This window comes from Nonomuraea insulae, assembly GCF_042656245.1.
The window spans coordinates 62,488-89,259 of the sequence record NZ_JBHSPA010000020.1 but is presented as its reverse complement, the minus strand read 5'-3'; the positions used below and the strand labels follow the sequence as shown (position 1 = coordinate 89,259).

The 26,772-nt window shown below is 70.1% G+C and carries 28 protein-coding genes and 1 pseudogene; 11 read left to right on the top strand and 18 right to left on the bottom strand.

The window, feature by feature from the left end:
- Window positions 1-152: 152 nt before the first annotated feature.
- Genes ACFPZ3_RS15780 through ACFPZ3_RS15750 form a run of 7 tightly spaced genes read right to left on the bottom strand, consistent with a single transcriptional unit; the run spans window position 153 to window position 7,533 of the window.
- A complete protein-coding gene (locus ACFPZ3_RS15780) occupies window positions 153-944 on the bottom strand; it encodes an enoyl-CoA hydratase/isomerase family protein (protein WP_379514845.1) in 792 nt (263 codons plus the stop codon).
- Complete coding sequence (locus ACFPZ3_RS15775) at window positions 941-2,116, bottom strand: CaiB/BaiF CoA transferase family protein (protein ID WP_379514844.1); 1,176 nt, start codon at window positions 2,114-2,116, stop codon at window positions 941-943. Before ACFPZ3_RS15775 ends, ACFPZ3_RS15780 begins: the two co-directional genes overlap by 4 nt.
- 9 nt (window positions 2,117-2,125) lie before the next feature.
- Window positions 2,126-3,454: an MFS transporter gene (locus ACFPZ3_RS15770; RefSeq protein ID WP_379514843.1), complete on the bottom strand. Its 1,329-nt coding sequence runs from the start codon at window positions 3,452-3,454 to the stop codon at window positions 2,126-2,128.
- Entirely contained in the window at window positions 3,441-4,928 is a 1,488-nt protein-coding gene (locus ACFPZ3_RS15765) for a class I adenylate-forming enzyme family protein (protein ID WP_379514842.1), read from the bottom strand. The genes ACFPZ3_RS15770 and ACFPZ3_RS15765 overlap by 14 nt, the downstream gene beginning before the upstream one ends.
- The gene (locus ACFPZ3_RS15760) at window positions 4,925-6,058 is read right to left on the bottom strand and encodes an extracellular solute-binding protein (RefSeq protein ID WP_379514841.1); all 1,134 of its coding nucleotides are present in this window, start codon (window positions 6,056-6,058) and stop codon (window positions 4,925-4,927) included. Before ACFPZ3_RS15760 ends, ACFPZ3_RS15765 begins: the two co-directional genes overlap by 4 nt.
- Window positions 6,059-6,076: 18 nt before the next feature.
- Window positions 6,077-7,093 carry a LacI family DNA-binding transcriptional regulator gene (locus ACFPZ3_RS15755; RefSeq protein ID WP_379514840.1) on the bottom strand — a complete coding sequence of 339 codons (1,017 nt, stop codon included), beginning with the start codon at window positions 7,091-7,093 and terminating at the stop codon, window positions 6,077-6,079.
- The gene (locus tag ACFPZ3_RS15750; RefSeq protein ID WP_379514839.1) at window positions 7,090-7,533 is read right to left on the bottom strand and encodes a MaoC family dehydratase; all 444 of its coding nucleotides are present in this window, start codon (window positions 7,531-7,533) and stop codon (window positions 7,090-7,092) included. The genes ACFPZ3_RS15755 and ACFPZ3_RS15750 overlap by 4 nt, the downstream gene beginning before the upstream one ends.
- Window positions 7,534-7,711: 178 nt before the next feature.
- Here ACFPZ3_RS15750 and ACFPZ3_RS15745 point away from each other — a divergent pair, with 178 nt between their 5' ends.
- Window positions 7,712-7,843, top strand: a complete 132-nt coding sequence (locus ACFPZ3_RS15745; protein ID WP_379514838.1) for an alpha/beta fold hydrolase — start codon at window positions 7,712-7,714, stop codon at window positions 7,841-7,843.
- A gap of 77 nt (window positions 7,844-7,920) precedes the next feature.
- Here ACFPZ3_RS15745 and ACFPZ3_RS15740 read toward each other — a convergent pair whose 3' ends face one another.
- The 3 genes from ACFPZ3_RS15740 to ACFPZ3_RS15730 form a co-directional block, all read right to left on the bottom strand.
- Complete coding sequence (locus ACFPZ3_RS15740; protein ID WP_379514837.1) at window positions 7,921-8,082, bottom strand: hypothetical protein; 162 nt, start codon at window positions 8,080-8,082, stop codon at window positions 7,921-7,923.
- 10 nt (window positions 8,083-8,092) lie between these two features.
- Window positions 8,093-8,659 carry an ArsR/SmtB family transcription factor gene (locus ACFPZ3_RS15735; RefSeq protein ID WP_379514836.1) on the bottom strand — a complete coding sequence of 189 codons (567 nt, stop codon included), beginning with the start codon at window positions 8,657-8,659 and terminating at the stop codon, window positions 8,093-8,095.
- A gap of 221 nt (window positions 8,660-8,880) precedes the next feature.
- Window positions 8,881-9,930, bottom strand: coding sequence for an aldo/keto reductase (locus ACFPZ3_RS15730; RefSeq protein WP_379514835.1), 1,050 nt, complete (start codon window positions 9,928-9,930; stop codon window positions 8,881-8,883).
- Between the two features lie 49 nt (window positions 9,931-9,979).
- Here ACFPZ3_RS15730 and ACFPZ3_RS15725 point away from each other — a divergent pair, with 49 nt between their 5' ends.
- The 5 genes and pseudogenes from ACFPZ3_RS15725 to ACFPZ3_RS15705 form a co-directional block, all read left to right on the top strand.
- Window positions 9,980-10,375 carry a MerR family transcriptional regulator gene (locus ACFPZ3_RS15725; protein WP_379514834.1) on the top strand — a complete coding sequence of 132 codons (396 nt, stop codon included), beginning with the start codon at window positions 9,980-9,982 and terminating at the stop codon, window positions 10,373-10,375.
- Window positions 10,376-10,522: 147 nt separating this feature from the next.
- Window positions 10,523-10,993, top strand: coding sequence for a hypothetical protein (locus ACFPZ3_RS15720; protein WP_379514833.1), 471 nt, complete (start codon window positions 10,523-10,525; stop codon window positions 10,991-10,993).
- A 260-nt stretch (window positions 10,994-11,253) separates the two neighbouring features.
- On the top strand, window positions 11,254-12,417 hold the full coding sequence (locus ACFPZ3_RS15715) for an RNA ligase RtcB family protein (RefSeq protein ID WP_379514832.1): 1,164 nt from the start codon (window positions 11,254-11,256) through the stop codon (window positions 12,415-12,417).
- On the top strand, window positions 12,414-13,064 hold the full coding sequence (prfH, locus tag ACFPZ3_RS15710; RefSeq protein WP_379514831.1) for a peptide chain release factor H: 651 nt from the start codon (window positions 12,414-12,416) through the stop codon (window positions 13,062-13,064). Before ACFPZ3_RS15715 ends, prfH begins: the two co-directional genes overlap by 4 nt.
- 237 nt (window positions 13,065-13,301) lie before the next feature.
- Window positions 13,302-13,517 (top strand): annotated as a pseudogene (locus ACFPZ3_RS15705) (LysR family transcriptional regulator); the annotation flags it as partial.
- Here the strand turns inward: ACFPZ3_RS15705 and ACFPZ3_RS15700 are convergent.
- A complete protein-coding gene (locus tag ACFPZ3_RS15700; RefSeq protein ID WP_379514830.1) occupies window positions 13,516-14,682 on the bottom strand; it encodes an FAD-dependent monooxygenase in 1,167 nt (388 codons plus the stop codon). The pseudogene ACFPZ3_RS15705 and the gene ACFPZ3_RS15700 sit on opposite strands and share 2 nt — an antisense overlap.
- A gap of 98 nt (window positions 14,683-14,780) precedes the next feature.
- Here ACFPZ3_RS15700 and ACFPZ3_RS15695 point away from each other — a divergent pair, with 98 nt between their 5' ends.
- The gene (locus ACFPZ3_RS15695) at window positions 14,781-15,395 is read left to right on the top strand and encodes a TetR/AcrR family transcriptional regulator (RefSeq protein ID WP_379514829.1); all 615 of its coding nucleotides are present in this window, start codon (window positions 14,781-14,783) and stop codon (window positions 15,393-15,395) included.
- Between the two features lie 23 nt (window positions 15,396-15,418).
- On the opposite strand, the gene ACFPZ3_RS15690 is transcribed toward ACFPZ3_RS15695, so the two are convergent.
- The 5 genes from ACFPZ3_RS15690 to ACFPZ3_RS15670 all read right to left on the bottom strand — a co-directional run bounded on the left by ACFPZ3_RS15690 (window position 15,419) and on the right by ACFPZ3_RS15670 (window position 19,995).
- Window positions 15,419-16,852 carry a DUF4982 domain-containing protein gene (locus ACFPZ3_RS15690; protein ID WP_379514828.1) on the bottom strand — a complete coding sequence of 478 codons (1,434 nt, stop codon included), beginning with the start codon at window positions 16,850-16,852 and terminating at the stop codon, window positions 15,419-15,421.
- Window positions 16,834-17,316 (bottom strand): hypothetical protein, encoded by a 483-nt coding sequence (locus ACFPZ3_RS15685; RefSeq protein ID WP_379514827.1) that lies wholly within the window; start codon window positions 17,314-17,316, stop codon window positions 16,834-16,836. The genes ACFPZ3_RS15690 and ACFPZ3_RS15685 overlap by 19 nt, the downstream gene beginning before the upstream one ends.
- Before the next feature lie 198 nt (window positions 17,317-17,514).
- The gene (locus ACFPZ3_RS15680) at window positions 17,515-18,483 is read right to left on the bottom strand and encodes an aldo/keto reductase (protein WP_379514826.1); all 969 of its coding nucleotides are present in this window, start codon (window positions 18,481-18,483) and stop codon (window positions 17,515-17,517) included.
- A gap of 72 nt (window positions 18,484-18,555) precedes the next feature.
- Window positions 18,556-19,161 (bottom strand): dihydrofolate reductase family protein, encoded by a 606-nt coding sequence (locus ACFPZ3_RS15675; RefSeq protein ID WP_379514825.1) that lies wholly within the window; start codon window positions 19,159-19,161, stop codon window positions 18,556-18,558.
- 180 nt (window positions 19,162-19,341) lie between these two features.
- A complete protein-coding gene (locus ACFPZ3_RS15670) occupies window positions 19,342-19,995 on the bottom strand; it encodes a DUF998 domain-containing protein (RefSeq protein ID WP_379514824.1) in 654 nt (217 codons plus the stop codon).
- Window positions 19,996-20,121: 126 nt separating this feature from the next.
- Here ACFPZ3_RS15670 and ACFPZ3_RS15665 point away from each other — a divergent pair, with 126 nt between their 5' ends.
- Entirely contained in the window at window positions 20,122-20,442 is a 321-nt protein-coding gene (locus ACFPZ3_RS15665) for a YciI family protein (protein ID WP_379514823.1), read from the top strand.
- Window positions 20,439-22,478: a sigma-70 family RNA polymerase sigma factor gene (locus ACFPZ3_RS15660; RefSeq protein ID WP_379514822.1), complete on the top strand. Its 2,040-nt coding sequence runs from the start codon at window positions 20,439-20,441 to the stop codon at window positions 22,476-22,478. The genes ACFPZ3_RS15665 and ACFPZ3_RS15660 overlap by 4 nt, the downstream gene beginning before the upstream one ends.
- Window positions 22,479-22,526: 48 nt before the next feature.
- Here ACFPZ3_RS15660 and ACFPZ3_RS15655 read toward each other — a convergent pair whose 3' ends face one another.
- A complete protein-coding gene (locus ACFPZ3_RS15655) occupies window positions 22,527-23,150 on the bottom strand; it encodes a TetR/AcrR family transcriptional regulator (protein ID WP_379514821.1) in 624 nt (207 codons plus the stop codon).
- Window positions 23,151-23,233: 83 nt separating this feature from the next.
- Between ACFPZ3_RS15655 and ACFPZ3_RS15650 the strand changes: the two genes are divergently transcribed.
- Both ACFPZ3_RS15650 and ACFPZ3_RS15645 read left to right on the top strand, forming a co-directional pair.
- A complete protein-coding gene (locus tag ACFPZ3_RS15650; RefSeq protein ID WP_379514820.1) occupies window positions 23,234-24,655 on the top strand; it encodes an FAD-dependent oxidoreductase in 1,422 nt (473 codons plus the stop codon).
- A gap of 163 nt (window positions 24,656-24,818) precedes the next feature.
- Complete coding sequence (locus tag ACFPZ3_RS15645) at window positions 24,819-25,202, top strand: DUF3224 domain-containing protein (protein WP_379514819.1); 384 nt, start codon at window positions 24,819-24,821, stop codon at window positions 25,200-25,202.
- On the opposite strand, the gene ACFPZ3_RS15640 is transcribed toward ACFPZ3_RS15645, so the two are convergent.
- Window positions 25,190-26,716: an ABC-F family ATP-binding cassette domain-containing protein gene (locus ACFPZ3_RS15640; RefSeq protein ID WP_379514857.1), complete on the bottom strand. Its 1,527-nt coding sequence runs from the start codon at window positions 26,714-26,716 to the stop codon at window positions 25,190-25,192. The genes ACFPZ3_RS15645 and ACFPZ3_RS15640 overlap by 13 nt on opposite strands.
- Between the last annotated feature and the right edge of the window lie 56 nt (window positions 26,717-26,772).

The window sequence follows — 26,772 nt, the reverse complement described above, 5'->3', positions numbered from 1 at the left end:
GCACGAACCCGAGCCGGTCCAGAGGACGGGTTCATCGCACGAACCCGAGCCGGTCCAGCGGGGTGAGCTGATGGAGACGCTGCGGGACCCTGGAGCACCGGCTGGAACCGGCGCAGGTCCACGAGGAGCCGCGCGCGGCGGCACGTCTGTTGTCAGTCGGGCAGGTTCCCGGTGAAGCGCGGCTCCCGCTTGGCGACGAACGCCTCGATGCCTTCCGCCGCGTCGGCGGTGGCGTAGAGGCGGGAGAGCACGGCCTGTTCGCTGGTGAGCGCCGCGCCGAGCGCCTGCTGGACGCCGTCGTCGATGAGCCGTTTGGCTTCCCGTACGGCGAGCGGCGCGGCCGTGGCCAGCCGTCCCGCGAGTTCCATCGCGGCCGGTACGAGCTCGTCCACGGGGGTGACCTTGTGCAGCAGCCGGTGCCGGTCGGCTTCGTCGGCGCGCATGATCCGGCCGGTCATCACGAGTTCCTTGGTCGCGCGGATGCCGATGGCTCTGGACAGCCGCTGCGTGCCCCCGCCGCCGGGCAGCAGGCCGAGCTTGACCTCGGGCAGGCCGAACCGGGCGGCCTCGGACGCGATGATCAGATCGCAGCAGAGGGCGACCTCGAAGCCGCCGCCCAGCGCGTAGCCGTTGACCGCGGCGATCGTCGGCTGGGGAAGCTGTTCCAGCTCCTCGAACACCGCCCTGGACATGCGCTGGTAGGCGTCGAATTCGGCCTGCGTGACGCCGTGATATTCGCCGATGTCGGCGCCCGCGATGAAGCCACGCCCGGTGCCGGTCAGCACGAGCACGCGTACGTCCCGGCAGCCGCGCAGGTCGCGCAGGTAGTCGCCGAGGGCGGTGACCATCGACTTGGACAGCGCGCCGAGCGCTTCCTCCCTGTCGACGCGGAGCGTGGCGACACCGCCTTCCCTGGTCTCGACCAGGTTCTCGTGCACCCTCACCTGGCCACCTCTGCCTGGCGGAGCGCGGCGATCTCGGTGGCGGACAGGACCTCGCCGAGCACCTCGTCGGTGTGCTCGCCCACCAGCGGCGGCGCCTGGCGGAGCTGCCACGGCGTCTCCGACAGCCGGATCGGGCAGCCGATCAGTTCGAGCTTGCCGGCGTTCGGGTGGTCGACCTCCACGATCAGGTCGTGGCCCTGCTCCCTGAGCTCGTCCACGGCCTCGCGGGTGCTGCGTACCCGGGCGCACCAGAGCCCGGCGCCGAGCAACACCTCGACCAGCTCGCCCGCGGTACGACCTGCGGTGACCGTCTCCAACCTGTCCTTGATCTCGTCCCGGTCGGTCCAGGCGTCGAGCCCGTCCAGTCCGGTGACGCCCAGCGTCTCCGCGACCTTGGCGACCGGGGCCATGGCGATGGCGATCCAGCCGTCCGCGGCCCGGTAGACGCCGAACGGCGCGGACAACCACGCCTGCCCGATCCCGGCGCGCGAGCGCTCCCATTCCTGACCCTGATTGACGATGGCGGAGATCTCCTGGCACTGCAGGGCGATCGCGGTGGAGTAGAGGTCGACCTCGACCCGCTGGCCGATGCCGTGCCTGGCCCTGGCGAGCAGCGCGGCGAGGATGCCGTTGGCCAGGCAGAGCGCGGTGGAGGCGTCCACGATGGAGGTGCCCGCGGGGGTGGGCGGGTCGCCCGCCCGCCCACCTGCCGCGGCGAGCCCCGACATGGCCTGGATCAGCAGGTCCTGGCCGGGCCTGCCCTCCTTGGCGAAGACCGTGTCCTGGCCCCAGCCCGAGCCCGAGCAGTAGATGATGTCGGGCTTGACCGCCTTGAGGTCCTCGTAGCCGAGCCCCATCCTGTCGAGGACCCCGGGGCGGAAGTTCTCCACGACGACGTCGCAGGTGGCGCCCAGTTTCAGGAGCGCGTCCCGTACGGCGGGCGACTTGAGGTCCACCGCGACGGACCGCTTGTTGCGATTCATCGCGAGGAACGCGGCCGACTCCCCGGCGACCAGGTCGCCCATCATTTCCAGGCCGCGTTCCCACTCCCCGTCGAGCCGTTCGACCTTGATGACGTCGGCGCCGAGGTCGGCCAGCAGCTGCGTGCCGTACGGGCCGAGCATCATCTGGGTGAAGTCGAGGATGCGGATTCCGTCAAGTGCTCCTGGCATGGTTGCTCCCTAACTCCGAGTTGTGAGGGTCTGTGCGCGGCCGAAGAACGCGAGGAGGACGGCGGGGACGGCGGCGATCAGTGCCGAGACGCCGAAGGCGAGTATCCACGACTGGGTGTCCTCGACGAGGTAGCCCACGAGGATGGGTGCGAAGATGCCGGACAGGTTGGCGATGAAGTGCACGAAGCCCGAGACGGATCCGTACCTCGCCTTCGGGATGACCGGTCCGATCAGTGCGAAGAACTGGGCCCCGACGATGTAGAGGACGAAGACCACGACCCCCATCAGGGCGACCGCGGCACCGGTGGAGCTGACGATGCCGACGGGGGTGAAGGCGAGCGCCACCACGATCAGTCCGACGACCACGGTCCACTTGCGCGCGGCGAACAGGCCGACCTTGCGGCCGAGAGCGTCGGTGAAGATTCCGCCGAGCGCCAGTCCGACGAAGCCGGCCACCCAGGGGAGCGCGCCGGCCACGGCGAGGCCCTTGAGATCGACGCCGTGCGCCTCGGTCAGGAAGATCGGGAACCAGGTGAGGAAGGTGTACAACACCCACGAGTAGCCGAAGTAGCTCAGCGCGGTGGTGAGCACGAGCGGCTGGCGGAGGTAACTGGTCAGGGAGGCGTTCTCGCCGCCCGCTCCCTCGCCCCGGGAGGTGGCGAGGTTCTGGGCGGCGGCGAGTTCGCGCTCGTCCGCGGCCAGTTCCTCGACCTCGGCCGCGGAGACCCTGGGGTGTTCCGCGGGACGGTCGCGGACGATCGTCCACCAGCCGATCAGGAAGAAGACACCGAGCGCGCCCAGGATGATGAACGGCGCCCGCCAGCTCCCGCCGAACGCCGACATGATCGCCACGACGACAGGGGTGCCGATCGCGCCGCCGAGCGGGGTCGAGGCCTGGGAGAGGCCGAGCGCGGTACCGAGCCGGCGCTGCGGGAACCAGTTCGACATGGTCTTGGCGGTGACGGAGGCCTGCGGCCCCTCGCCGAAGCCGAACAGGAAGCGGATGACCATGAAACTGGCCGCGCTGAACCCGGTCGCGGTCAGCGCCGTGAACAGCGACCACCAGCCGATGGCCCAGGCCATGACCTTGCGCGGGCCGAACTTGTCCGCGGTGAAACCGCCGATGAAACAGAACGGCGCGTACCCGACAAAGAAGATCGCCGAGATCCAGCCCCAGGTCGCCTTGGAGAAGCCGTACTCCGCGATGATCAGTGGGGCGGCCACGCCGATCGCCGCCCGATCCGCGTAGTTGAGCCCGAGGACGAGAAAGTTCGCGCTCAGCACGAACCAGCGGTAGCGCAGGCCGCCCCTTTCCGTCTTCACCTCAGTCGCCGACATTCCTGCTCCTCACCGACCAGTAACGGTCGCGTACCTCGCGCCGATTGATCTTTCCTGTGCTCGACATGGGCAGCTCGCCGACCAGGTCGACGTGCAGCGGTTTCTTGTAGGCGGCCAGCCGATCACGGCAGGCCTGGACGACGTCCTCACCGGTGAGCCGGCTGCCCGGCGCGAGCACCACCGCGGCGGCCACGGCCTCGCCCCAGCGCTCGTGCGGGATGCCGAACACGACGACCTCCCGCACGTCGGGGAGCTCGGAGATGGCCCGCTCCACCTCGCCCGGATAGACGTTGAACCCGCCGGAGACGATCACGTCGCGGCGCCGGTCGACCAGGTACAGGTAACCGTCCTCGTCGAGCCGGCCGATGTCGCCGGTGCGGAACCGGCCATCCTGATCGAGCACCTCGGCCGACTGCTCCGGCCGGTTCCAGTACCCGGGCATGACGGGCGCGCCCCGCACCACCACCTCACCGATCCCGCCCACCGGGTCGACGATCTCGATCTCCACACCCGGCACCGCCCGGCCCGCCGAGGCCAGTCGCGAATCGCCGGCCCTCATGTGCGCCTCAGGCGGCAGCACGGTCAGCGGGGCGAGCGCCTCGCTCAGGCCGTAGCACTGGTAGAGGACCTCGCCGAACGCCCCGGCCGCCCGTAGCGCCGACGGCGCCGAGATCGCCGCCCCGCCGTACGGCACGGCGGTCAGGCTGCGGAGCCGGTATCTGCCCAGCTCGGCCGCGGTGGTGAGCTCCTTGAGCATGGTCGGTACGAGCGGCAGCACCGTGGCACGGAACTCCTCGACCGCGCCGAGCACCACGTCGGCCCCGAATTTGGGCAGCGGCACCGCGGCGGCGCCCGAGAAGGTGTACGCGGAACCGATCGAGCCGCCGAAGTGGCTCATCGGCGCCGCGTGCACCACGACGTCGCCCGGCCCGCGCACCGGCAGCCGCTCCCTGATCGCCCCGATCATCGCCAGCCACTGCCGGTGGGTGACGATCGCGCCCTTGGGCTCGCCGGTGGTCCCCGACGTGTACATGAGCGCGGCGACATCGCCAGGACCAGGCTCGGATACGGCAGGCAGCTCCGGCCCGGGCGCGGTCAGCTCGTCAAGATCCGCGGAGGAGATGTGCGGCCACTCCAGCGCGCTCACGTGCTCCGGCTCGCAGACGACCAGGGCGGCCGCGCAGTCCCTGGCGATCCCGGCGATCTCCCTGCCGTGCAGCCGGCTGCTCACCGCCACCCTGACCAGCCCGGACAGGAACAGCGCGTGCTCGATCTGCAGGATCTCCGCCCGGTTGCGCAGCGCGATGACGACCCGGTCACCGGGACCCACGCCCCGCTCGCGCAGCCGGGCCGCGACGCCCCTGGCCCGCGCGCCGAGGTCGGCGAAGGTCAGCCAGGCCGAGCCGTCGTACACCGCCGGGTGGTCCGCGTACCGTTCGTGCGCGTTCCTGGTCAGTGCGGCGAGCGTGTTCACGACGCGCTCCACAGCTCGCCGATCGCGGAGAGGACCTCCTTGTCCCCGGCCCCGGAGGTGACCAGCCGGTGCAGCGCCTCGCCGGCGCGCTGCTGAAAGAGCGGATATCCGGGGGTACGGCCACGGACGAAGGCCCGGTCGAGCGTGGTGAGCGTATCGGCGAAGAAGCCGTGCGTCAGGCGGTTGAGCTGGTCGTCCGTCCAGGCGGCCCGGTGCCCCGGTTGTCCGCCCGAGGTGGTGAACACCCCGGTCTGGCACTGCCTGGACACGACCCAGCCGGCCAGCTCCGCGGCCGCCGCCGGGTGCGCGCAGCGGGCGGAGATGGCCAGCCCGACGCCGCCGAGCATGGTGCCGTGCCGTACCGGCGAGTCCGTGAACCTGATCAGGTGCGGCCGGTAACCGGCGCGGGCGTAGTTGGAGTAGCCGAAGATGAACGGCACGTACGCGATCGGCTCGCCGTCGGCCATCGCCTCGAACGTCTGAATCGGATCCCGGGTGAGCGAGACCGGATCGGCGACGGCCAGCAGGGCACGCAGCAGGGCGAGCGCGTCGGTGACGACACCGGGATCGATACCGCCGTCGGGCCACCATGCGGGCCTGCCGCTCGCGCCGGGGGCGACGTCGTCGGCGACGTGCTGGCACAGCGAAAGAAACGTCGCCCAAAGATGCGTCGGATTCGCCGGCACCTGGGCGCTGACCTCGCCCATCAACGAGATCGCCGCGTCGAGATCCCGAGGCGGTTCGCCCGGCAACAAGTCAGAGCGGTAGGCGCCGACCTGCGCCGCCGCGTCCATCGGCAGCGCCCACAGCGCGCCGGCCAGCTCGTAGCTGCGCAGGCTGGGCCCCACGCTGTATGTCCGCTGCTCGTCGATCACCTCGGCGGGCAGCAGGGTGTGGAGATCGAGCAGCGCTCCCGCGGCCGCGGCCAGCCCGACGTGCGGGTGGTCGATCGCCACCAGGTCGTACCGGGCGGCCAGCTCGGTGATGGGGGTGTCCTCGAATTCCTGGAGCGACCTGGCGTCCCATTCCACGGTGAGATCGTCGCGATCCTTGACGAAGGCCGCGGTGGCCGCCTCGATCGAGTCGACTCCACGGGTGTGGTTCCAGGTCATCCCGCGCAGATGTGGCATCCAACTGTCCAATCAGGCTTACGGTCGGCCGGTCGAGGCGCGCACGACCAGTTCCGGGGGCGGTTCGGTGATGAGAAAGCCGTCTTCGGGCCCGGCGAGGTCACCGGCGATGATGAGTTCCGCCGCCTGCCGGCCCAGATCGCGCAGCGGCAGCCGTACCGTGGTCAGCGGCGGCGCGCCGTGCTCGACGAACCAGGTGTCGTGCAGCGCGACGAGCGACAGGTCGCCGGGCACGTCGAGCCCGCTCTCCCTGGCCGCGGCCAGCGCGCCGACGCAGACGACGACGTTGGCCACGAACACCGCGGTGGGCCGGTCAGGCACGGCGAGCAGCTCGGACATCGCGGCATGACCGGCGGCCGCATCCCACTCCTTGAAGACCGTCCACTCGGGCCGGACCGGGAGGTCGTGCGCCCGCATGGCCCTGGTGAACCCGTCGAACCGGCGTACCGAGATGTCGGTGGCCCCCATACCGCCGACAAAACCGATGTCGCGGTGCCCGAGCTCGATCAGATGCCGTACGGCGAGCGCGGCGGCTTCCTCGTCTGCCAGCCTGATCCCCTGGACCCCCGCCCGCGGCCGGTTGTTGACCAGGATCGTCGGCAGCAGTTTCGCGGCCCGGCTCGACAGTTCCTCGTCGGAGGCGAAGCCGCTGCTCTGCCACAGGAGCCCGTCGATCCTGCCCTCGCCGATCAGCCGGTCGAACGCCTCCGGCCGCGAGGACAGCTCGGTCGAGTCGGCCAGCAGCAACACCTGGCCATGCGCGGCGGTGGCGAGCTGCGCACCACGGATGATCTCCGCGTGGATCGGGTTGCTCACGTCCTGCACCACCAGTCCGATCGCGCCGGACTTGGCCAGCCGAAGGGCACGTCCGGACACCTGCGGCACGTAGTTCAGCTCGGCCGCCGCCTGGAGCACCCGCTGCCTGGTCTCCTCCCGGACCCGGACGTTCGCGTCCCCGGTGAGAATGCGCGACACCAGCGACACCGACACGCCCGCCCGCTCGGCGACCGTGGACAGTCCCGGACGCCGCTTCACCGGCGCGTCACCAGGTAGAGGTGGACCAGCGTGAGCACGACCTCACCGCGCTGGTTGGTCACGGTCACCTTTTCGTCGACGAAACCGGCGTCCTCCCGCCGGGGATGCGGCCGCTTCTCCACGATCTCCGCGGTGACCGTGATCGTGTCGCCGATGAGGACCGGCTTGACGAACCGGATGCGGTCATAGCCATAGCTCATCGACGCCGGGTTGATGTCACCGGCCGTCATCCCGACGGCGATGGAGATGATCAGCGTCCCGTGCGCGATCCGCGCGCCGAACGGCTGGGTCGCGCACCACTCGGCGTCGACGTGATGCGGGAACCAGTCACCGGTCTGGCCGGCGTGCAGCACGATGTCCGACTCGGTCACGGTCCGGCCCATGCTCTGCCGCCGTTCCCCGATCTCGTAGTCCTCGAAGTGCCGTTCGATCACCTGCACGAAGCCCGCCTTCCCCTGGTATAACGTTTGACCACCCAGATCAAACGTTATACCAAACCGGACATTTCTCCCACAAGAGGTTTGGCGTATCGGCTTCAACCGTCGACGAGCGTCAATTCGGTGTCCACCTGACCGGCTCGCGGTCGGAGCCGGCGGCGGCCCATTCACGGCCAGCACCATGTCCCAGGCCGCGTCGTCGGGCATCAGCTCCGTTCAGCTCGACGGCGTCGGCCACTACGTCGCGATGGAGGCCCCCGAGGAACTGGCCAAGGCCGTCCTCGCCTTCGTCGACGACATCGACGCCACCTAGGGTCACTGGAGCCAGGCGCCGGCGACTGGCTGCTGACGTCTCACCTGAGCTGACGCCGTCTCGGCGAACCTGACGTATCAGGCAGGTTCGAGGTGGTCGGCGAGGCGGCGGAGGGTGATCGCGAACCTGCCGCGGAGGCGCAGAAAAACAGGCCGGCGCGAGCGCGGCGGGATCATGCGTAACCGTGCGGCCTCGGCCCGCCACTCAGCGAGGTACGCGCGGACCATCTCCTCATGCATGGAAAGCTCCTCAGGGATCTTCGGGGAACGCGTGGTAGAAGACGAAGATCGGGCGAGTATCCGGCGGAGCCTCGCCCGATTCGACGCGCGACTGAGTCAGCTCGCGCCATGGCTTCAACACGGCATTGAGCTGGTCAGCGAGCTGCGCGAGCTCATCCGAGGTGAGCCGTAAATGGCGGCTGCTTCCGAAGGACGCGTCCTGCCAGTCCTCGGGAAGCGTCATGTGCGTGCGTTCGAAGTCGCGCAGCCGCTCGAACTGGTCGATCACCCACTGTGAACTCCACGCCCGCACCACGGCTCTGGCTTCCGGGGTTTTAAGATCCACCACTGCCAACCCGCCCATAGCTGCCCGCACCCAACGTTCCCGACTGTCCCGGGCGAGCTCCGGCACGTCCTCGATCAAGTCATGTCTCTGCATCTGCCGCAGGTGATAGCTCACCTGACCGGGGTCGGCATCCATCCGCCTGGCGAGCTCGCTCACCGTGACCGGGCCAATCCGGAACAAGAGGCTGAAGAGCTTCATCCGAAACCGGCTGGTCATGACCTTGAGCACGTCCGGGTCATCGATGTGTCGCATGACCACGACGGTAAGACCAGCAGGTGAAGATGCTCAAGACGTCTACTGGATCTTGAAATCACGCGTTGGTGGCGTCGAGGCTGGTGGCGGCCATAACTGGTAGCCAGCCGGATCGGGGCACCCCCGGCCTACGCGGAGGTGCCCCGAGCGTCGGCGAGGCGTGTCCAGGACGTGAAGGGCCGAGCTGGCAAAGTCACGTCCGCCGATATTTCGTTCCTGGGTCAGCTCGCGGCGCGGTCGCCGAGCGGGCGGCGGCGCAATGCGGGGTTGCTCAGGGGCGCCGGGCTCCACAGACCGACGGGGTGGTAGACGTTGGTGCCGGGCGGCACGAGCTCGTCGATCCGGTCGAGCACGGTGTCGTCGAGCACCAGCGAGGTGCCCTTCAGCAAGCCCTCCAACTGCTCCATCGTGCGCGGGCCGAGGATGACCGAGGTGACCGCCGGATGTGACGCGGCGAAGGCGACGGCCAGCGCCGGCAGGGTGCAGCCGAGCTCGTCCGCCAGTTTCACCAGCTCCTCGACGATCTCCAACTTGGTCGCGTTGACCGGGATGGACGGGTCGAACCGTTCGGGCGCACGCGCGGCGCGGCCCCGCGACATGTCGACCTGCTGCCCCTTGCGGTAACGGCCGGTCAGGAACCCCCAGCCCAGCGGGCTGTAGGTGAGCACGCCCATGCCGAGCCGCTGCGCCGTGGGAAGGACGTCGCCCTCGATGCCGCGGGCCAGGATGTTGTACGGCGGCTGCTCGGTGCGGAACCGGTACAAGCCGCGCTGCCGGGCCACATGGTAGGCCTCAACCGTCTCGTGCGCCGGGAAGGCCGAGGTGCCGAAGGCCCGGATTTTGCCCTGCCGTACCAGATCGGTCAGTGCGGAGAGGGTCTCCTCGATGTCGGTCCGGGAGTCGGGGCGGTGGATCTGGTAGAGGTCGATCCAGTCGGTGCGCAACCGCTTGAGACTCGCCTCGACCGCGTGCGTGATCCAACGCCGCGAGTTGCCGCCCCTGTTGGGCCCCTCCCCCATGGGGAAGTGCACCTTGGTCGCCAGCACTACCTCGTCCCGCCTGCCCTGCAGTGCCTTGCCCACGATCTCCTCGGACTCGCCCGCCGAGTACATGTCAGCGCTGTCGACGAAGTTGATCCCGTGGTCGAGGGCGGTGTGGATGATGCGGATGCTGTCATCGTGGTCGGGGTTGCCGGCCGAGCCGAACATCATGGTGCCGAGGCAGTGGGTGCTGACCTCGATGCCGGTGCCGCCGAGGATGCGATATCTCATGCTTCGGAACCGTAGGATCTAGAGCCGACTCTAGGGCAAACTGAGCCACATGTCGGGTTTGAGCATCGGCCAGGTCGCCGAGCGCACCGGGCTCAGCGTACACACGCTCCGGTTCTACGAGCGGGAGGGGCTGCTGGCCCAGCCGGTACGGCGGGGCGCCGCAGGGCACCGGGTCTACAGCGAGGATGACGTCGACTGGCTGGGCGTGTGCATCCGGCTGCGGGCCTCCGGCATGCCCCTGACCGACATTCGGCGCTATACCGAGCTCGTCAGGGTGGGCCAAGGCAACGAGGTGGAACGGCTGGAGGTGTTGCGCGAACATCGGGAACGGGTGCTCACCCAGATGCACGAACTCGACGAGTGCCTCAAGCTGATCACCCACAAGGTGGCCATCTACGAGGGCCGTCTGGGTTTGCGGGACAACGTCGCAGATTGTGCGCCCTGAGCAGCCTATTTGTGGCCATGTTCCTGTCCGAGATGGCCCTTGAGGTCATCGGAGCTGAGAGTTCCGGCGCCGGCCACGCGTGCCGTGTCAGCGGTCGCGTCAGCACGGCAACGGCCCTGTATCAGAGCGGTCGGCGATCGTAAAGCCATGAACGGCGCGGCGATCCTGACCAAGAGGCCGCCGGGCACCAGCACATCTCTCAAGGAGCACACCATGGCCATCACCCTCTCCGAGCAGGACCAGCAGACCCTCCGCACCGCCGCCTGGGGCGCCGTCTCCCTGATCACCGCCGCCGGCGCCGCCGGCTCCCCGCACAAGGCAGCCACCGAGGCCTCCATCGCCCTGACCTCCGCCACCGGCGCCGTCGGGCACGTGCTCACCAAGGCCCCCAAAGGTCTGTACGGCAGCAAGACCACGGCCGCACTCGCCGACCAGGTGCTGCCCGCCCTCACCGCGTCCATGACCCTGCTCCAGCAGCTGGACGCCGCCGAGGCCGACAACTTCCGCCGCACCGTCACCGTGGCCATCGAAGCTGCCGGCCACGGCCAGAAGGGCGAGCCCAGCCCCACCATGGCCGAGATGGCCCGCAAGATCACCGAAGCTCTCGACGCCGCCTGATGGGGTGTCAGCCTCGTGTCACAGGGGCCTGCTTCGAACCCCTGTGACACGACGGCGCGCACACGATCAACGGTGATGGGACGGCTCGTATCGTCGGCTCCGCGATCGGGTCCGGCCGAAAATCGCTTGCCTCGGGTGGTGGGCCTCGGGGAACGTGGTGTCCATGAGGCTTTGACGGACAGCGCTATTTCGAGATGCCACGGCACCCATTCACGCCGTGATGCCGCATGCCCACACCCCTGTTCAGCGAAGAGAGCGTCTTGTCTCAGCAACCCTCCCCGCCGTCCACCCCGGCCACGGTCACCGTGTTCGCCTCCCCCACGAGCTGGATCGAGTCCGATGCCGTCGCGCAATGCCACCAGGTGGCCGCCCTCGACGGCATGACGCACGTCGCCGCCATGCCGGACCTGCACCCCGGCAAGGGCGCCCCCATCGGCGCCGCCATGACCTCGACCGTGCTGTACCCCTTCCTGGTCGGCTCCGACATCGGCTGCGGCATCGCCGTGTTCCCCGTCAAGCTCAAACGCGCCGTACCCGAGAAGCTCGCCGCCCGCTTCCCCGACCTCGATCGCGCGCTCGACCCCGAGCAGGATGCCGACGACCCCGCCTGGGACGTGGTGAAGGGCGACATCCCCGCAGGTCACCTCGAAGGCCTCGGGACGGTCGGCCGGGGCAACCACTTCGTCGAGCTGGCCCGCATCGGCACCGTCCTCGAACCGGACCACGCCAGCCGCCTCGGACTCTCCGCCGGCGACCTGGTGCTCATCGTCCACAGCGGTTCCCGAGGGCTGGGCGAACGGATCCTGCGGGCGCACACCGAGGTCCACGGCGCCGGCCCCGCCCCTGACCCCGGCGCCTACCTGGCCATGCACGACGACGCCGTACGCTGGGGATCACTCAACCGGCGGCTGCTGGCCGCCCGCGTCGCCTATGCCCTGGGGGCCGAGCCCACCGAGCCGATCGTCGACCAATGCCACAACCTGGTCGAGCTCCGCGACGGGGCCTACCTGCACCGCAAGGGGGCGGCGCCCGGTGACGGCCGCGACGTGCTCATCGCCGGCACGCGAGGCACCCCCTCCTACCTCGTGGCCGCCCACGCCGGGCCGGACGCCGGCCACTCCGTGGCGCACGGCGCGGGCCGCAAGATGTCACGCGCCGACGCCCTGCGCCGCGGCCGGGCCAAGCACACCGTCGAGGAGCTGCGCCGAACCCCGGTGGGATCGCTGGTGGTGTGCGGCGACCGCCAACTGCTCTTCGAGGAGGCGCCGACGGCCTACAAGCGCATCGAGCAGGTGATCGACGACCTCGTCCACCATGACCTGGCCACACCTGTGGCCACCACGATCCCGCTGGTCACCTACAAGACGCCCGACCTCGGGTCCACACCCCGAAGAGACCGGCGCCGCAGGCGGGGCCGGCCATGAGCGTCCACCTGCTCCTGTCTGCCGGGCGCGGCCCCCAGGAATGCGCCTGGGCGCTGGCCCAGCTGCTGCACCGCCTGGAAACCGACGCCACCCGGCACAACCTGCAGACCCACCGGGCCGAGACCGTCCCCGGCGACCGGCCCGGCACCCACCGATCGGTCCTCATCCGCATCACCGGAGACGGCGCCGAGACCTTCGCCGCCTCGTGGACAGGAACCCTGTGCTGGCAGGCCCCCAGCCCCTACCGGTCCAACACCAGCCGAAAGAACTGGTACGTCATCGCCCGGCCGTGCCAGGTCGACACCCCGCGCACGACGTTCGCGGAAGCAGACGTCGACATCGTCGCCTGCCGCACCGGCGGCCCCGGCGGTCAACACCGCAACAAGGCCAGCACGGCCGTACGCGCGACCCACCGGCCTACCGGGATCGTCATCGTGGTCGACACCGAGCGGCAGTTCAGCCTCAACCGCCGCATCGCCATACAGCTCCTGCGACAACGCATCGAACACAGCGACGAGGTGGCAGAGCGCGCCGTCACCACCGCCCGGTGGCGCATCCACGACGAGCTTGTACGCGGCAACCCGACCCGCATCGAACGCCCGGAAACCTCCAAAGGCCCGGACGCGCCAGCGGTGAGGTTGGGGTAGCGGCACTCGTCGTTCTGCATCGGCCCGAGCCCGGTCGGCAGCCGTGTCTCCAGTGCGAGTGCGTGGGCCGATCGCATGAACAGGGCTGAGACGAGATCGTCGGCGTCTCCGTCCGGCTGTGTGAACCAGCATGAGCTTCCTTGCCACCACCCCACAGCCGTGCCCGGACGCGCATTCTGACCGCCTAAAATGCCGGCCCGACACCATTTGGGCATCGAGTGATACCTTCCCCGAATGATGTACACCTTGGAGCAACTCCGAGGCTTTGTCGCTGTGGCCGAGGAATTGCACTTCGGCCGGGCAGCCGTGCGGCTTCGCATGACGCAGCCGCCGCTGAGCCGGCAGATCCGCAAACTCGAATCGGTCGTGGGCGTGCGATTGCTGGAACGCGACAACCGGCACGTGGCGCTCACGCCGGCCGGTGAGGCCTTCCTCGGCGAGGCACGGCGCATCAGCCGGCCGTCTGGGCGGCCAGTGCGGCCCTGAGCTTGCGCCTGGCGCCCCAGGCCAGCAGGGCCGAGCGGGCACGGTTGAGCAGGCGACTGGAGGGGACGAACACCTGCGCTTTGAAGCTCGCCTGCCGCCGGTGTTTGCGGATGAAGGGCCGCAGTTGTTGTTCCCACTCCTGCAGCGCCTGCTCGATGCTCCCGCCGTGCTTGTCGAGCATGTCGCCGAGCAGCGCCGCTCCCCGCATCGCCGAGGTGGCGCCCATGCCGGAGTACAGGGTCAGGCACCAGGCCGCATCACCCAGCAGCACGACCCGGCCGCGGTGCCAGGACGGCATCTCGACATAGTGCACGGAGTCGAACAGGTACTGCGGGGCGTGGGCCAGTTCGTTGAGCGCGACCTCCACGGCTCCGTCCGCGGACAGCCCCGCGTAGGCGCCCCGGAGCACTTCGACGGGGGGCCGTGAGAACTGGGCGTCGACGTTGTCGGGCCGGTAGGTGAACAGCGCGGTGGGCGCGCTGTCGCCCAGTGGGAAGACCCACAGTGAACGCCGGGCCTCGGCGATCACGAGCGCGTCCTCGGAGCGGAACTCGGGGATCTGCCGGCTCATCTGGAAGGCGCAGATGACCGCGCCGAGCGGCTTCATGAACCGCTCGTGCGGCCCGAAGACCAGCTCCCGCACGGTGGAGCGCAGGCCGTCGGCGCCGACGACGAGATCGAACTCCTCTTCGGTGGTCATTCCGGAGCCGCCGCGGAGCGTGACGGACACGCCGTCGCCGTGGGGGCTGATGGAGGCGGGGACGGTTTCGAAGCGAACCTCGACGCGCCCGTCGATGCGCGACCACAGGGCCTGCTCGATATCGCCGCGCAGCACCGCCTCCGGCTCGCCCGGCTGCTCCAGGAAGCCGACACCGCGGTGACGCTCGCCGTAGCGGCCGACCTCCCAGCTGCGCTTGCGCTCCGGCGTGCGCGTGTGCAGCACGTCGGAGATGCCCAGCGCCTGCGCGGCCTGCTTGCCTTCGGCGAACAGGCCGATGAAGTAGCCACCGGTACGCCGCTCCGGTGCGCGTTCGACGATCACCGGAGTCCACCCCGCCCGCTCCAGCCGCACCGCCGCCGACATTCCGGCGATGCCCAATCCCACCACGAGTACACGCTTGCCGCTGCTCATGCCGCTCACCTCATCAATCGTTCCGACGGTGCGTCGCAAAGCTTTACGATACAGTGTCGTAAAAACCAAGCCGTCCTTCCGCCGTGAGAACGAGAGACATGCCGAAGATCCGCGCCGGCAACCTGGCCGAACACCGCACCCTGACCTGGAACGCGCTGCTCGATTCGTTCGACGCGTTGCTGGACGAGCGCGGATATGAGGCGATCTCGCTGTCAGACGTGGCCACGCGCGCCGGCATGGCGAGGAACACCATCTACAACTACGTCGACGACAAGGCAGGGCTGCTCGCCGCGGCGTTCGAACGGTCGGGCCGCTCACTGAGCGAGGAGATCGGGCGCATCGCCGAGGATCGCGACAGCCCCGCCGCGATGCGTCTGAGCAACGTCGTCAGGCTGCTGCTGGTCTCATTCGCCAGTGGGACACGCCGCCTGCTGCTCCTGCACGACGTGTCCGCGGCGCTGCCGGCCGCCGAGCGGGCCAAGCTCGCCGCACCCTTCGACGCCGTACGGACACACGTGCTGCGGATCGTCGTGGACGGCATCGACGCGGGACAGTTCGCGCCGGTCGCCGATGCGGAGCTGACCTTCGAGCTGATGGTGGGCACCATGCACGCCGCCGTGCTCCGCGTGGTGCGTGCCCCGGGCACGGCGGACGCGACGGCGGAGGTGGTCACTCCCTTCCTGCTCAACGCGCTGCGATCAGAGAGCGAGTGATCGGCCGGCCGCCTTGCTGCTCGTCAGCGGGCGCCCCGGCCCTCGACGGCGATGAGTACCTCGACCGGTTCGCACTTCGCGGCGGAGGCGAGCAGCCGGATCTTTCCCGGCCCGGTCGGACGCACCACGGCGAGCGCACGGCCTTCGTAGCTGGTGTGGGTGGCGGCGTCGAAGCGTTCCTCGCTCACCGGGGCGGCGCTGCCGAAGCCCAGCAGGACGCCGTCCCCACCGGCCTCGACGGTGATCGGCCGGTCCGCCGCAGTGTGCACGACGCCCGCGGCGTCGGCGAGGGCCAGCGTGACGTAGGCGAGGTCACCACCGGAAGCGGCGATCACCGGCCGGTCGGCTTCCGCGTGCAGGCTGATCGGCCCGCTCGCGGTGCGCAGGAGGTCGCGACCGGTTTCCGCCCCTTCGGCATAGGCGATGACGACCAGTTCCCCGGGCTCGTAGGTGATGTCGAACTCCGCGCGGAACCGCTCGATCGCCCGGCGACCCGCGGACTCGCCGTTGACCAGGAGCTCGACCTCGTCGGCGGCGGCGTACACCTCGACAGCGATCGGCTTGCCCTCGAACCCGGGCCACGTCCACGAGGCGATGGCGTCGCTCCACGCCCACGGTGAACCCGTGAAGGTCTTGCCGTGGTGCTCGGGCCGGCGGACCGCGAGGTAGGGCAGGGAGCGCAGCCCGTAGACGATCTCCCGGTAGTAGGACGCCGGGCGGCGGTGGCCGAGGATGTCGATGTCACCGGCGCCGGCGAGAAGGTGGGGGTAAGGGCCGGTGAGACCCGGCGCGGCATCCGGGCCGGCGTACTGCGGACGGCCGATGCCGGCCTCGCCGAGGTAATCCCAGCCGGTCCAGGTGAAGTCGCCGATCACGTGATCGTGCTCCTGGACGAGGTCCCAGAGCTCGGCGATACGGGTCGGGAACGTCTCGGTGCCGAGGATGATCCGGTCAGGGAAGAGCTCGCGGTCCATCGCGTAGCGGCTGTCGGAGTAGTTCATGCCCGCCACGTCGAGCACCGCGTACGACTCGGCGGTGCGGCTGGTGACCAGCTCGGAAGCGGCGATCTGGTTCATGAGTACACCCGCCTGGGACATCAGCGTGTTGATCCCCGCGCCCTCGTCGAGCTGCCGGCCGGCCCGCTGCGCCTGGGCTGCCAGCTCGCCCAGGACGGCCAGCATGTTGTTGACCGCGTTGGTGACGTACCGCGTGGAATCGAGGGTGCGGATCCTCTCGGCGAGCTCGCGGCCCCAGACCGCGCCGGCCGGAGAGCCGGCCTCGGGGATCTCGTTGCCGATCGAGTACATGATGACGCTGGGGTGGTTGTAGTCCTTGGCCACCATCGCCTCGAAGTCGCTCTTGGTGGCGGTCCACATGTCGAACGTCTCATCGACGACGAGCATGCCCAGGCGGTCGCAGTCCTCCAGCATGGCGCGGCTCATCGGCTGGTGCGACATGCGGATGGCGTTGAAGCCGGCGTCCTTGAGGCCCTGGACCCGGCGCTGCTCGGCCCGCGCGGTGGTGACCGAGCCGATGACGCCGCCGCCACGCTGGCCGCGCTCACCGTCAGCTTGTACGGCGCCGCCGCCTTGTGCCTGTCGAGATCGAGCCGCACCGTCCAGCGGCCCGGCGGGATGGGCCCGGGCACGCACCCCGGCGTGGCGCCGGCCGTGCCCACCCCGATCACCAGCCGCCGGGGGCCAGGGCCGCCCGGGCACTGGACGTGGCCACGAAAGGTCCCGTCGGGCTCCAGCAGCACCGCGTAGATCTGGACGACATCGACGATCTTGTCGTACTCCAGGGCCAGTTCCAGCTCGGTGGTCCCGGCGGGCACGTCCAGCGGATAGTGCAGATAGTGCAGGTCGAACGCCGGTTCAGGCAGGGTGGTCTGTACCGAGAGCAACTCGGTCGCCCCGATCATGCGGTGTCCGCCTCCATCCGTCCTTCGATGAACGATTTCTATCCATCCGATGAACGAGATGTCAACGTTTGTTAAGACATTAGGGCAATCTGTTGTATGTTCCCGGGGCCGACCGAAACGTGACTGACCAGGGGTTTCCTTGCCCGGACAACATGAAAGCCCTCTCCCACGGGGGAGAGGGCTCTCATCGTCTGCCTGTTACCAGGCGTAGTCCTCCGGGGCCGTCTTGTGGCCGGGGAAGATCTCGTCGAGGCGGGCCAGAGCGGCGTCGTCGAGCTCGATCTCCAGGGTGCGCAGGCTGCCTTCGAGCTGCTCCATGGTGCGCGGGCCGATGATCGGGCCGGTGACCGCCCGCTGCTTGAGCAGCCAGGCCAGGGCCACGTGCGCCGGGTCCTCGCCGAGCTCGTCGCAGAACTTCTCGTACCGCTCGATCTTGTCGCGGTGCTTGTCCAGCTCCTTGACCATGCGGTCGGAGGCCGAGCGGCCCTTGTCGATCTTGCGCAGCACGCCGCCGAGCAGGCCGCCGGCCAGCGGGCTCCACGGGATCACGCCGAGGCCGTAGTCCTCGCAGGCGGGCAGCACCTCCAGCTCGACCTTGCGGGTGAGCAGGTTGTAGTGGGACTGCTCGCTGATGAGCCCGGTGAAGTTGCGCCTGGCGGCCGTCTCCTGGGCCTTGGCGATGTGCCAGCCCGCGAAGTTGGACGAGCCGACGTAAACAATCTTGCCCTGCTGGCGCAGGATCTCCATGGCCTCCCAGAACTCGTCGAACGGGGTGTCCCTGTCGACGTGGTGAGCCTGGTAGATGTCGATGTAGTCGGTCTGCAGACGCTTCAGCGAGGCGTCGCAGGCCCGGCGGATGTTGAGCGCGGACAGCTTCTGGTCGTTGGGCCAGTCACTCATCGCGCCGTTGAGCTTGGTCGCGATGACAGTCTTCTCCCGGCGTCCGCCGCCCTGGGCGAACCACCGGCCGACGATCTGCTCCGTGATGCCCTCGCCCAGCTTCCAGCCGTACACGTTGGCCGTGTCGAAGAAGTTGATGCCCAGATCGAGGGCCCTGTCCATGATCGCGAAGGAGTCTTCCTCCGAGGTCTCCGGGCCGAAGTTCATGGTGCCGAGGCAGAGCGGGCTCACCTGGAGGCCGCTGCGTCCGAGGTTCACGTATTCCATGCTCTCAACCCTAAAGACCTGGAGTGCGCTCCAGGCCAGATGCCGTGGCCAGTTCGGCTCCTTCAGCCGGTGTCAGGCGACGGAGCCGATGAGGGGCTTGCCGCCGCACTCGTAGGTGACGTACACGATGCCGGAGCCGGTGGCTCGCGTCCCGGTCAGCTTCAGGCCGGCCGGGACCGTGCCCTCGGCGAAGAGCCGCTTGCCCTCGCCGAGGACGACGGGGAAGACCAGCAGCCGGTACTCGTCGACCAGATCGGCCTGCTGCAGCGTGTGGATGAGCCGGCTGCTGCCCTGGCTGACGATCTCGCCGTCGGTACGCCGCTTGAGCTCGGCGACCGTCTCGGCGGCCTCGCCCACCAGCACCTCGGTGTTGCGCCACGTGGCCGTCATGGGCGAACGCGTGGTGACGTACTTGGGCATGTCGTTGATCCAGCCGCCCTCCTCCTCCGGCACGTTGGGCCAGTGCGAGGACAGGATGTCGTACGACCTGTGCCCCAGCAGCATGCCGGTCGAGTTCGCGAACACCTCGCCCATGATCTCGCCGAAGCCCTCGTCCACATGAGGGGCCAGCCAGCCGCCGTGGGGGAAGTCGTTGTCGTCGTCCTCGCCCGGCCCGCCGGGAGCCTGCATGATGCCGTCCAGCGAAACGAACGCCGCCACCACAAGCCTGCTCGCCATCGCGCACTCCTCTGTCTGTTTGTTCTGGGGGGCTCGTCCGCCCCTGACCTGTGCTCAGAGTTTCGCGTAGCCGGGTTACGGATCGCTTCAGGCTTTCCTACGGCGGGGCCGGGGTCAGCCTTCCAGGTCACGGGCGGCGCGCAGCCAGGCGGTGGGCTTGCTCATGACGGTTCCTCGGGTTCAAGCGGACTTGCGCAGGCGGGCGGCTACCAGGGACACCCAGGCCATCGCGGTCGTGACGCCCACCGCGAGCGTCAGGGAGCCGGCGTGGCCACCGGTCATCGCCCAGCCGTCGCCCACGATCAGGGCCAGACCGGCGATCCGGGAGGCGACGGCCGTGCCGCGCGCGCCGGCGCGGCTGAAGTGGCGGCCCAGGACGAAGCAGGCCGCGGCGAGGGCGATGAACGCCATCGACCCCGACACCAGGTGCAGGATGCTGTGCCAGCTCATCGCGGCCGGCATCCCGGCCGGGGTGCCGATGGGGAAGCCGTCCGCCGGGTCCATGACGAAGACGCCCGCTGCGATCATGCCGATGCCGTTCACCAGCATCAGGCGGGGTGCCCAGGTCCCGCCTGGCCGGTCCGACAGGGCACGGCGGAGCCCGAACGAACCGGCGATCACCAGAGCGCCGACGACCAGGAAGTTGGCGATCTGGATCCAACCGAGCGAGCCGGTGGACAGCGCGCTCAGCGGGTGGCGGATCGGGTCGAAGCCCTCGCGGGTGAGCACCTGGCCCAGCGACACGAGCGCCCAGACGGGAGTGGCGACGGCAGCGGCGGTGAGCAGCGTGCGGGTGGAGACGGTGGTGTCGCCGGCAACTGTGGCGGTGGTCATTTCTGCGTTCCCTTCGGTGGTTTGCCCATGCGTCGCTGGAGCGATGTGACAGGGAACGCGGGGCCGTTCCCTGTCACATAGGGTTGGCCGACGCATGGGCGAAGACCGACGACAAGGGAGTACGACATGCGATTCCTCATGACGAGCGTGAGCGACAACAACACGCCGGACGAGACGCTGCAGATCGAGATGGGCAAGTTCATCGAGGAGCTGACCAGCGCGGGTGTGGTGCTGGCCACGGGCGGGATGGAGCTGGGCGGCACCGTGATCAAGTCGGCCGGCGGCGAGATCACCCTGACCGACGGCCCCTTCGCCGAGGCCAAGGAGATGGCGGGTGGGTTCGCGCTGATCGAGGTGAGGTCCCACGAGGAGGCGATCGAGGTCGCCCGGCGCTTCTTCAAGATCATCGGCGATGGTGAGGGCCGGATGCAGCAGATCTACGGGTGACGACGCCCGAGGCCGCCCGCGCGGCGATCGACGCGGTCTGGAAGCTCGAGTCCGCCCGGATCGTCGCGGGGCTCACCAGGATGGTCCGCGACGTCGGCCTGGCCGAGGAGCTGACCCAGGACGCGCTGGTCGCCGCGCTGGAACAGTGGCCGGGGCAGGGCGTGCCGGACAATCCCGGCGCATGGCTCATGACCGCCGCCAAACGCCGCGCCATCGACCACATCCGGCGCGACGCGCGCCTGCGGCGCAAGCAGGAGGAGATCGCCCACGCCCTGGAGCAGCCGGGCCTCGGCCAGGGCGTGGACGACGACGTACTGCGCCTGATGTTCATCTCCTGCCATCCCGTGCTGCCCACCCGGGAACGGGCCGCGCTGACGCTCCGGCTGATCGGCGGTCTGACCTCCCAGGAGATCGCCCGCGCGTTCCTCGTCTCCGAGCAGGTCGTCGCCCAGCGCGTCGCCCAGGCCAAGCGCACGCTCGCGCGGGAACAGGTGTCCTTCGAGCTGCCGTCGGGGCCGGAACTCGCCGACCGGCTCGCCTCCGTGCTGGAGGTCATCTACCTGATCTTCAACGAGGGGTACTCGGCGACCTCCGGCGACGACCTGATGCGCCCGTCGCTCTGCCTGGAGGCGCTGCGCCTGGGCCGGCTGCTGGCCGAGCTGGCGCCGCACGAGGCCGAGGTGCACGGGCTGGTCGCGCTGATGGAGATCCAGCAGTCGCGCTCGTCCGCGCGTACCGGCCCGGCGGGCGAGCCCGTCCAGCTCCACGAGCAGAACCGGGGCCGCTGGGACCAGCTCCTGATCCGCCGCGGGTTCGCCGCGATGTTGCGGGCCCGGCAGGCCGGCGGCTCGCCCGGCCGCTACGTGCTGCAGGCCGCCATCGCCGTCTCCCACGCCCAGGCGAGGACCGCGGCGGAAACGAACTGGGTCCAGATCGCCACCTTGTACGAGGCGCTGGTAGGCCTGATGCCGTCGCCCGTGGTGCAGCTCAACCGCGCCGTGGCGCTGGGCATGGCCCACGGGCCCCAGGCGGGCCTGGACCTCGCGGACACGCTGGTCACCGACCCGGCGCTCAAGGACTACCACCTGTTGTCGGTCGTCCGCGGCGACCTGCTGGCCAGGCTCGGCCGGAACGACGAGGCCGGCAGGGAGTTCGAGCGCGCCGCCGCCCTCACCCGCAACGAGGCCGAACGCGCGTTCCTCCGCACCCGCGCCGCCAGGACCCGGGCGGACGAACGCGTGTCCCTCCGCGCCCACGCCACCAGGACCCAGGCGGACGAACGCGTGCTCCTCCGCGCCCGCGCCGCCACCGGCGGGACGCGGGCGGCGGACGTCACGCTGGGCGGGGCCGCGCAGGAGTTCCTCGCCCGCCAGGAACTCGGCCCCGGGACGGTCCGCTCCTACGGCCAGACCCTGCGCCGCCTGCGCCTGGACCTCGGCCCCGACACCCCGCTGACCGACGTCACCGCCGAGCAGGTGGCCAGGGTGTTCGCCGTCGCCTGGGGCACGGCCGCGCCCAAGACCTGGAACCGGCACCGCGCCGCCGTCCGCTCCTTCTCCACGTGGGCCTCCGTCGCGGACCTGTCGGCGAAGCTGGACAGGAAGCCGGAGAACCGCGAACGCCGCCCCGCCATCGACGGCACGCACCTCGAAGCCCTCTGGCGGCATCCGTCGCTGCGCGAGAGGACGTTCTGGCGACTGCTCCACGAGTCGGGCGCCGCCGCCAGGACGGCCCTGTCGCTCAACGTCGAAGACCTCGACCTGGAGGGGCGGCGCGCCCGCGTCGCCGCCGGATGGATCTCCTGGGGGCGTGAGACCGCCGACCTGCTGGCGGAGCTGGTGGCGGCTCGGGCCCGCGGCCCGCTGTTCCGCGCGGACCGGCGCCCGGCTCCCGCCCGCATGCCCGCGCCGGCCGACCTGTGCCCGGAGACGGGCCGGGGCCGCCTGTCCTACGAGCGCGCCGAGTACCTGTTCAAGCAGGTGACCGGCGGCACTCTGCACCAGCTTTCGAGCGGCCGGGCACGGAGCGGTAGCTGAGCGCCGTCGCCCGCAGGCGTCAGAGGCCCCGTTGGATGGTCGAACGTTTCACATGTACGCGGCCAGACCCTCGGACAACACCGTGAAGGCGTGTTCGGCGTCGGCGGCCGCCTCCGGGTAGCGCTCGTCGGCGGACTGGCCGCCGACCAGCGCCCGGGAGTTGTCCATCAACAGCAGCCGGCTCGTGCCCACCACCTGGACGGCCGCCAGGCGCGCGGTCAGAGCGGGGACGCCGACCGTGTCCTGGAGGGCCTCGGCGAGCGCCTGTTCCGCACCCTGCTGGAAGCGGATCATCCTCGTTCGCAGCGCCGGAGTCTCCAGGAGCATGCGGGTGAGCGCGAGGATCTCCGGGACGTCGTTGAGGCCGGTGATCGGATCGCGTCTGCGCAGGCCGTCCAGGAAGTGATCGCGGAGGGCTGCCAGCGGCTCCGCGTCCGGCGGGCGAGCGCGCACCACGCGGGCCGCCTCGCTCTCGTGGTCGGCGAAGCGGTGGACGACCAGGTCCTCCTTGGCGGCGAAGTAGGCGAACAGGGTCCGCTTCGACACCTCGGCGGCCTCCGCCACCTGCGCCACCGACACCTCGTCGAACCCGCGCTCCAGGAAGAGCGCGATGGCCGCCTCCGAGATGGCGGCATGGGTCCGTGCCCGTTTGCGCTCCCGCAACCCCGTCATGTCCCCAGGCTAGCAAAACTCGCACTCGCACGTTTATTGCCCTTGGTATACATTTGCACCTAGTCGAGTATTGGAGGAGAACGATGACCGAGGTGATCGTGGCGGGCGCCGGCCCCACCGGGCTTTCGCTGGCCTGCGAGCTGGCCCTGGCCGGGGTGGACGTCCTGGTGGTGGAGCGCCTGCCGTACCGGATCGAGCAGACCAAGGGCGGCTCTCTCCAGCCGCGCACCCAGGAACTGCTCGAACTGCGCGGGCTGCTGGAGCCGATGCGGGCCAGGGCGATCTCACGCGAGCCGGTGGGCGGGCACTTCGCGATGTTGCCCGTACCGCTCGACTGCACGGCGTGGGACACCGCCCACCCCTACCCGCTCTCGATCCCGCAGTGGGAGGTCGAGGAGGTGCTGGAGGAACGTGCCACGGCGCTGGGGGTCAAGGTGCTGCGCGAGGCCCCGGTGACGGCGGTCGAGCAGTCGGACGACGGCGTGATCGTGACCGCCGGCGACCGGCGGATCGAGGCCCGCTACCTGGTCGCCTGCGACGGCGGGCACAGCACCGTCAGGAAGCTGCTCGGCGTGCCGTTCCCCGGAAGGCCGGGGACGTACACGGCGGTGCTGGCCGATGTACGACTGTCGTCGGTGTCCGACCTCGTACCGAAGAGCATCGGCCACATCAGCACGCTCAGCCGCCACACCGACGACCGCTGGGTGATGCTGGTGCCGGTGGGCGGCGACCGCTACCGCTTCACCGGCGGCGTAGCAGGCGAGCAGGAGCAGGCCAAGGACAGGCCGGTCACGTTCGAGGAGATCGCCGAACAGTTGCGCATCGTGTACGGCGAGCAAACCGTGCCGGCCGCCGTGGACAACGCCTCGCGGTTCGGCGACGCCACCCGGCAGGTCGAGAGCTACCGGGCCGGCAACGTGTTCTTCGCCGGCGACGCCGCGCACATCCACCCGCCCTTCGGCGGGCAAGGACTGAACCTGGGTGTGCAGGACGCCTTCAATCTGGGCTGGAAGATGGCCGCGGTGCTGCGCGGCCACGCCTCGGCGAACCTCCTGGACACCTACCACGCCGAACGGCACCCCGCCGGGGCCTGGATCCTGCACATCACCCAGGCGCAGCGTGTCTTCGCCACACCCGGGCCCAGCGCGGACGTCAGCGAACTGCGCGAGGTCTTCACCGACCTGATACGGCTGCCCGAGGCCAACAGGCACCTGGCGGGGCTGATGTCGGGGCTGTCACACTCCTACGACCTGCCCGGCGACCACCCCCTGGTCGGCCACCGGGTCGCCGGCCTCGACCCGTCGCTGTTCCTGGCCGGCAAGCCCGTCCTGCTCGACCTGGCCGGGATCCTCCCGCCCGACCTCGGCGCCACGCGCGCCCAGCCGGTGGACGGCCTGCCCCACGCGATCCTGGTCCGCCCCGACGGCTACGCGGCCTGGGCCGCCGACGCCGACCCCGACCTCGACGCCCTCATCGGCGATCCGTGCCGGGCCCTCCTGCCGTAGGCCGCGTCTGCCCGGCCCGTGGCGCGGTGCGGGTGTCGAGGACGTACTCGTTGCCCTTGCAGGTCAGGGACCATTCGGCGGGCTTGGAGGCGTCCGGGCAGGCGCCTTCGGTGTCCTGGGCCCGCTGTGAACTACCAGGTCAGGAGCGGCTACCCTCGGCCGCATGACGGAACGCACCATCAAAGCCGGATTCGAGATCGCGAAGTTCGACGAGTCCGTGTACGAGGAGCCCACTGAGGGCCCGAAGCTGACCCGGGTCACGATTCAGAAGCGCTACCAGGGCACGATCGACGGGACGGGCGTCGCCGAGGTGCTCACCGCGCAGGGTACGGCGGGCGGCGGCTACGTGGCCTCCGAACGGATCGAGGGCACGCTGGACGGCCGGCACGGCACCTTCGTCATCCAGCACGGCGGCCTGGCCGACGGGCCTGACCAGTCCAGCTACGGGAGCATCGTCCCCAACTCCGGGACCGGGGGCCTGGCTGGGATCTCCGGCCAGGCGATGGAGTTCGAGTTTCAGGTGCTCACGCTCGTCTACACGCTGTGAGGTGTCAGGGCGCCGGACTCCATCGCGCCGTGGGTGATGTCGTAAGGAAGAGAGATCTCCCTGCCGGTGAAGCGGCGCCGCAGCGCCCGGTCGTGTGTGACCACCACGAGCGTGCCTCGGTAATCCCGTAGCGCCTGCTCGAGCTCCTCGACCAGGGCGAGCGAGAGGTGGTTGGTGGGCTCGTCCAGCAGGAGCAGGTCGTGCTCGTCCGCCAGCAGTCTGGCCAGCGCGAGCCGTCGCCGCTGGCCCACGGACAGGGCGCCGACCTTGAGGTGCAGCGCCTCGGGGCGGAACAGGCCCGTCGCGAGCAGGGCGTCGGGCCGGCCGCCATAGGTGTCGAGGACTGTGCTGTCGGGGTCGAAGGCGACCTCCTGTGCGAGGTAGCCGGCCCGCTCGCCGGCCTCGGCCGCGATCGCGGCCAGCAGCGTCGACTTGCCCGCGCCGTTCGGCCCGGTGATCAGCAGCCGGTCGCCCGGCTCGATCCGCAGCCCGCCGTGCTCCACGGGCGTGCCGGTGCCCGCGAACCGGCCCCCGAAGCGCAGGGGCTCGGGCGGGTGAGGCACCGGGTCGGCCTCCAGACGGCGCAGGCGTTCCTGGGCCTGCCGCACCCGCGAGGCCACCGAGCTCTGCACGCGGCCGGCGTTGCGGTCGTAGGCCATCTTGTTGTTGTCCTTCATGTCGCGGCCCACCGCGACGCGGCGCGCCGTGGTCGCGGCGAACTCCTCGACCTGCTCGATCTCCTCCCGCCAGGCGGCGTAGGCCTGCTCCCAGCGCTGCCGCGCGGCCGCCTTGCCGGCCAGGAAGCCGGTGTAGCCGCCGCCGAACCTGGTGATCGTGCCGCCCTCGACCTCGATGATCGCCGTCGCCACCCGGTCGAGGAAGACCCGGTCGTGGGAGACTGCCACCACCGTGCCCTTGTGCGCGCGCAGCCGGTCCTCCAGCCAGGCGAGCGCCGCCTCGTCCAGGTGGTTGGTGGGCTCGTCGAGCAGCAGGATCTCCGGCGAGGCGGCCAGCACGCAGGCCAGGCCGAGCCGGGCCTGCTCGCCGCCTGACAGGGTCGACAGCCGGCGCGAGCGCTCGATCCGGGCCAGGCCGAGCCCGTGCATGGCCTTGTCGACGCGGGCGTCGGCCTCGTATCCGTCGCGGGCCTCGAACGCGGCGAGCAGCTCGCCGTACGCCGCCAGGTCCTGCGCCTCGGCGGCCCGCTGGATGCCGCGCTCGAGCGCGCGCAACTCGGCCAGCGCGGCGTCGACGGCCTGCTGGACGGTGTGGTCGCCGGGCAGGTCGAGAGTCTGGCCCAGGTAGCCGACGCCGCCGGCGGCCGTCACCGTCACCTCGCCGTCGTCCGGCTGGTCCACCCCGGCGATGATCCTGAGCAGCGTGGACTTGCCGGAACCGTTCTCGCCCACGATCCCGGCGCACTCGCCGGGCTTGATGCTGAAGGTGAGTTGGTCCAGGACGGGGCGCTCGCCGTAGGACTTCGAAACTCCCCGCAGGGAAAGCTGTGTAGTCAGAAGAACTCCAATTGCAACGTCGGTAGCTTTAAGCTAACACGAGGGCGACCTTTAAC

What these genes read in the sequence shown, in the direction of transcription:
- ACFPZ3_RS15730 (WP_379514835.1), bottom strand. Translation starts at nt 9,930, where the DNA reads ATGAGATATCGCATCCTCGGCGGCACCGGCATCGAGGTCAGCACCCAC.
- ACFPZ3_RS15650 (WP_379514820.1), top strand. Translation starts at nt 23,234, where the DNA reads ATGACCGAGGTGATCGTGGCGGGCGCCGGCCCCACCGGGCTTTCGCTG.
- ACFPZ3_RS15770 (WP_379514843.1), bottom strand. Translation starts at nt 3,454, where the DNA reads ATGTCGGCGACTGAGGTGAAGACGGAAAGGGGCGGCCTGCGCTACCGC.
- ACFPZ3_RS15745 (WP_379514838.1), top strand. Translation starts at nt 7,712, where the DNA reads ATGTCCCAGGCCGCGTCGTCGGGCATCAGCTCCGTTCAGCTCGACGGC.
- prfH (WP_379514831.1), top strand. Translation starts at nt 12,414, where the DNA reads ATGAGCGTCCACCTGCTCCTGTCTGCCGGGCGCGGCCCCCAGGAATGC.
- ACFPZ3_RS15700 (WP_379514830.1), bottom strand. Translation starts at nt 14,682, where the DNA reads ATGAGCAGCGGCAAGCGTGTACTCGTGGTGGGATTGGGCATCGCCGGA.
- ACFPZ3_RS15645 (WP_379514819.1), top strand. Translation starts at nt 24,819, where the DNA reads ATGACGGAACGCACCATCAAAGCCGGATTCGAGATCGCGAAGTTCGAC.
- ACFPZ3_RS15695 (WP_379514829.1), top strand. Translation starts at nt 14,781, where the DNA reads ATGCCGAAGATCCGCGCCGGCAACCTGGCCGAACACCGCACCCTGACC.
- ACFPZ3_RS15690 (WP_379514828.1), bottom strand. Translation starts at nt 16,852, where the DNA reads ATGTCGCACCAGCCGATGAGCCGCGCCATGCTGGAGGACTGCGACCGC.
- ACFPZ3_RS15675 (WP_379514825.1), bottom strand. Translation starts at nt 19,161, where the DNA reads ATGGCGAGCAGGCTTGTGGTGGCGGCGTTCGTTTCGCTGGACGGCATC.
- ACFPZ3_RS15655 (WP_379514821.1), bottom strand. Translation starts at nt 23,150, where the DNA reads ATGACGGGGTTGCGGGAGCGCAAACGGGCACGGACCCATGCCGCCATC.
- ACFPZ3_RS15725 (WP_379514834.1), top strand. Translation starts at nt 9,980, where the DNA reads ATGTCGGGTTTGAGCATCGGCCAGGTCGCCGAGCGCACCGGGCTCAGC.
- ACFPZ3_RS15740 (WP_379514837.1), bottom strand. Translation starts at nt 8,082, where the DNA reads ATGCATGAGGAGATGGTCCGCGCGTACCTCGCTGAGTGGCGGGCCGAG.
- ACFPZ3_RS15735 (WP_379514836.1), bottom strand. Translation starts at nt 8,659, where the DNA reads ATGCGACACATCGATGACCCGGACGTGCTCAAGGTCATGACCAGCCGG.
- ACFPZ3_RS15680 (WP_379514826.1), bottom strand. Translation starts at nt 18,483, where the DNA reads ATGGAATACGTGAACCTCGGACGCAGCGGCCTCCAGGTGAGCCCGCTC.
- ACFPZ3_RS15685 (WP_379514827.1), bottom strand. Translation starts at nt 17,316, where the DNA reads ATGATCGGGGCGACCGAGTTGCTCTCGGTACAGACCACCCTGCCTGAA.
- ACFPZ3_RS15670 (WP_379514824.1), bottom strand. Translation starts at nt 19,995, where the DNA reads ATGACCACCGCCACAGTTGCCGGCGACACCACCGTCTCCACCCGCACG.
- ACFPZ3_RS15665 (WP_379514823.1), top strand. Translation starts at nt 20,122, where the DNA reads ATGCGATTCCTCATGACGAGCGTGAGCGACAACAACACGCCGGACGAG.
- ACFPZ3_RS15775 (WP_379514844.1), bottom strand. Translation starts at nt 2,116, where the DNA reads ATGCCAGGAGCACTTGACGGAATCCGCATCCTCGACTTCACCCAGATG.
- ACFPZ3_RS15720 (WP_379514833.1), top strand. Translation starts at nt 10,523, where the DNA reads ATGAACGGCGCGGCGATCCTGACCAAGAGGCCGCCGGGCACCAGCACA.
- ACFPZ3_RS15760 (WP_379514841.1), bottom strand. Translation starts at nt 6,058, where the DNA reads ATGCCACATCTGCGCGGGATGACCTGGAACCACACCCGTGGAGTCGAC.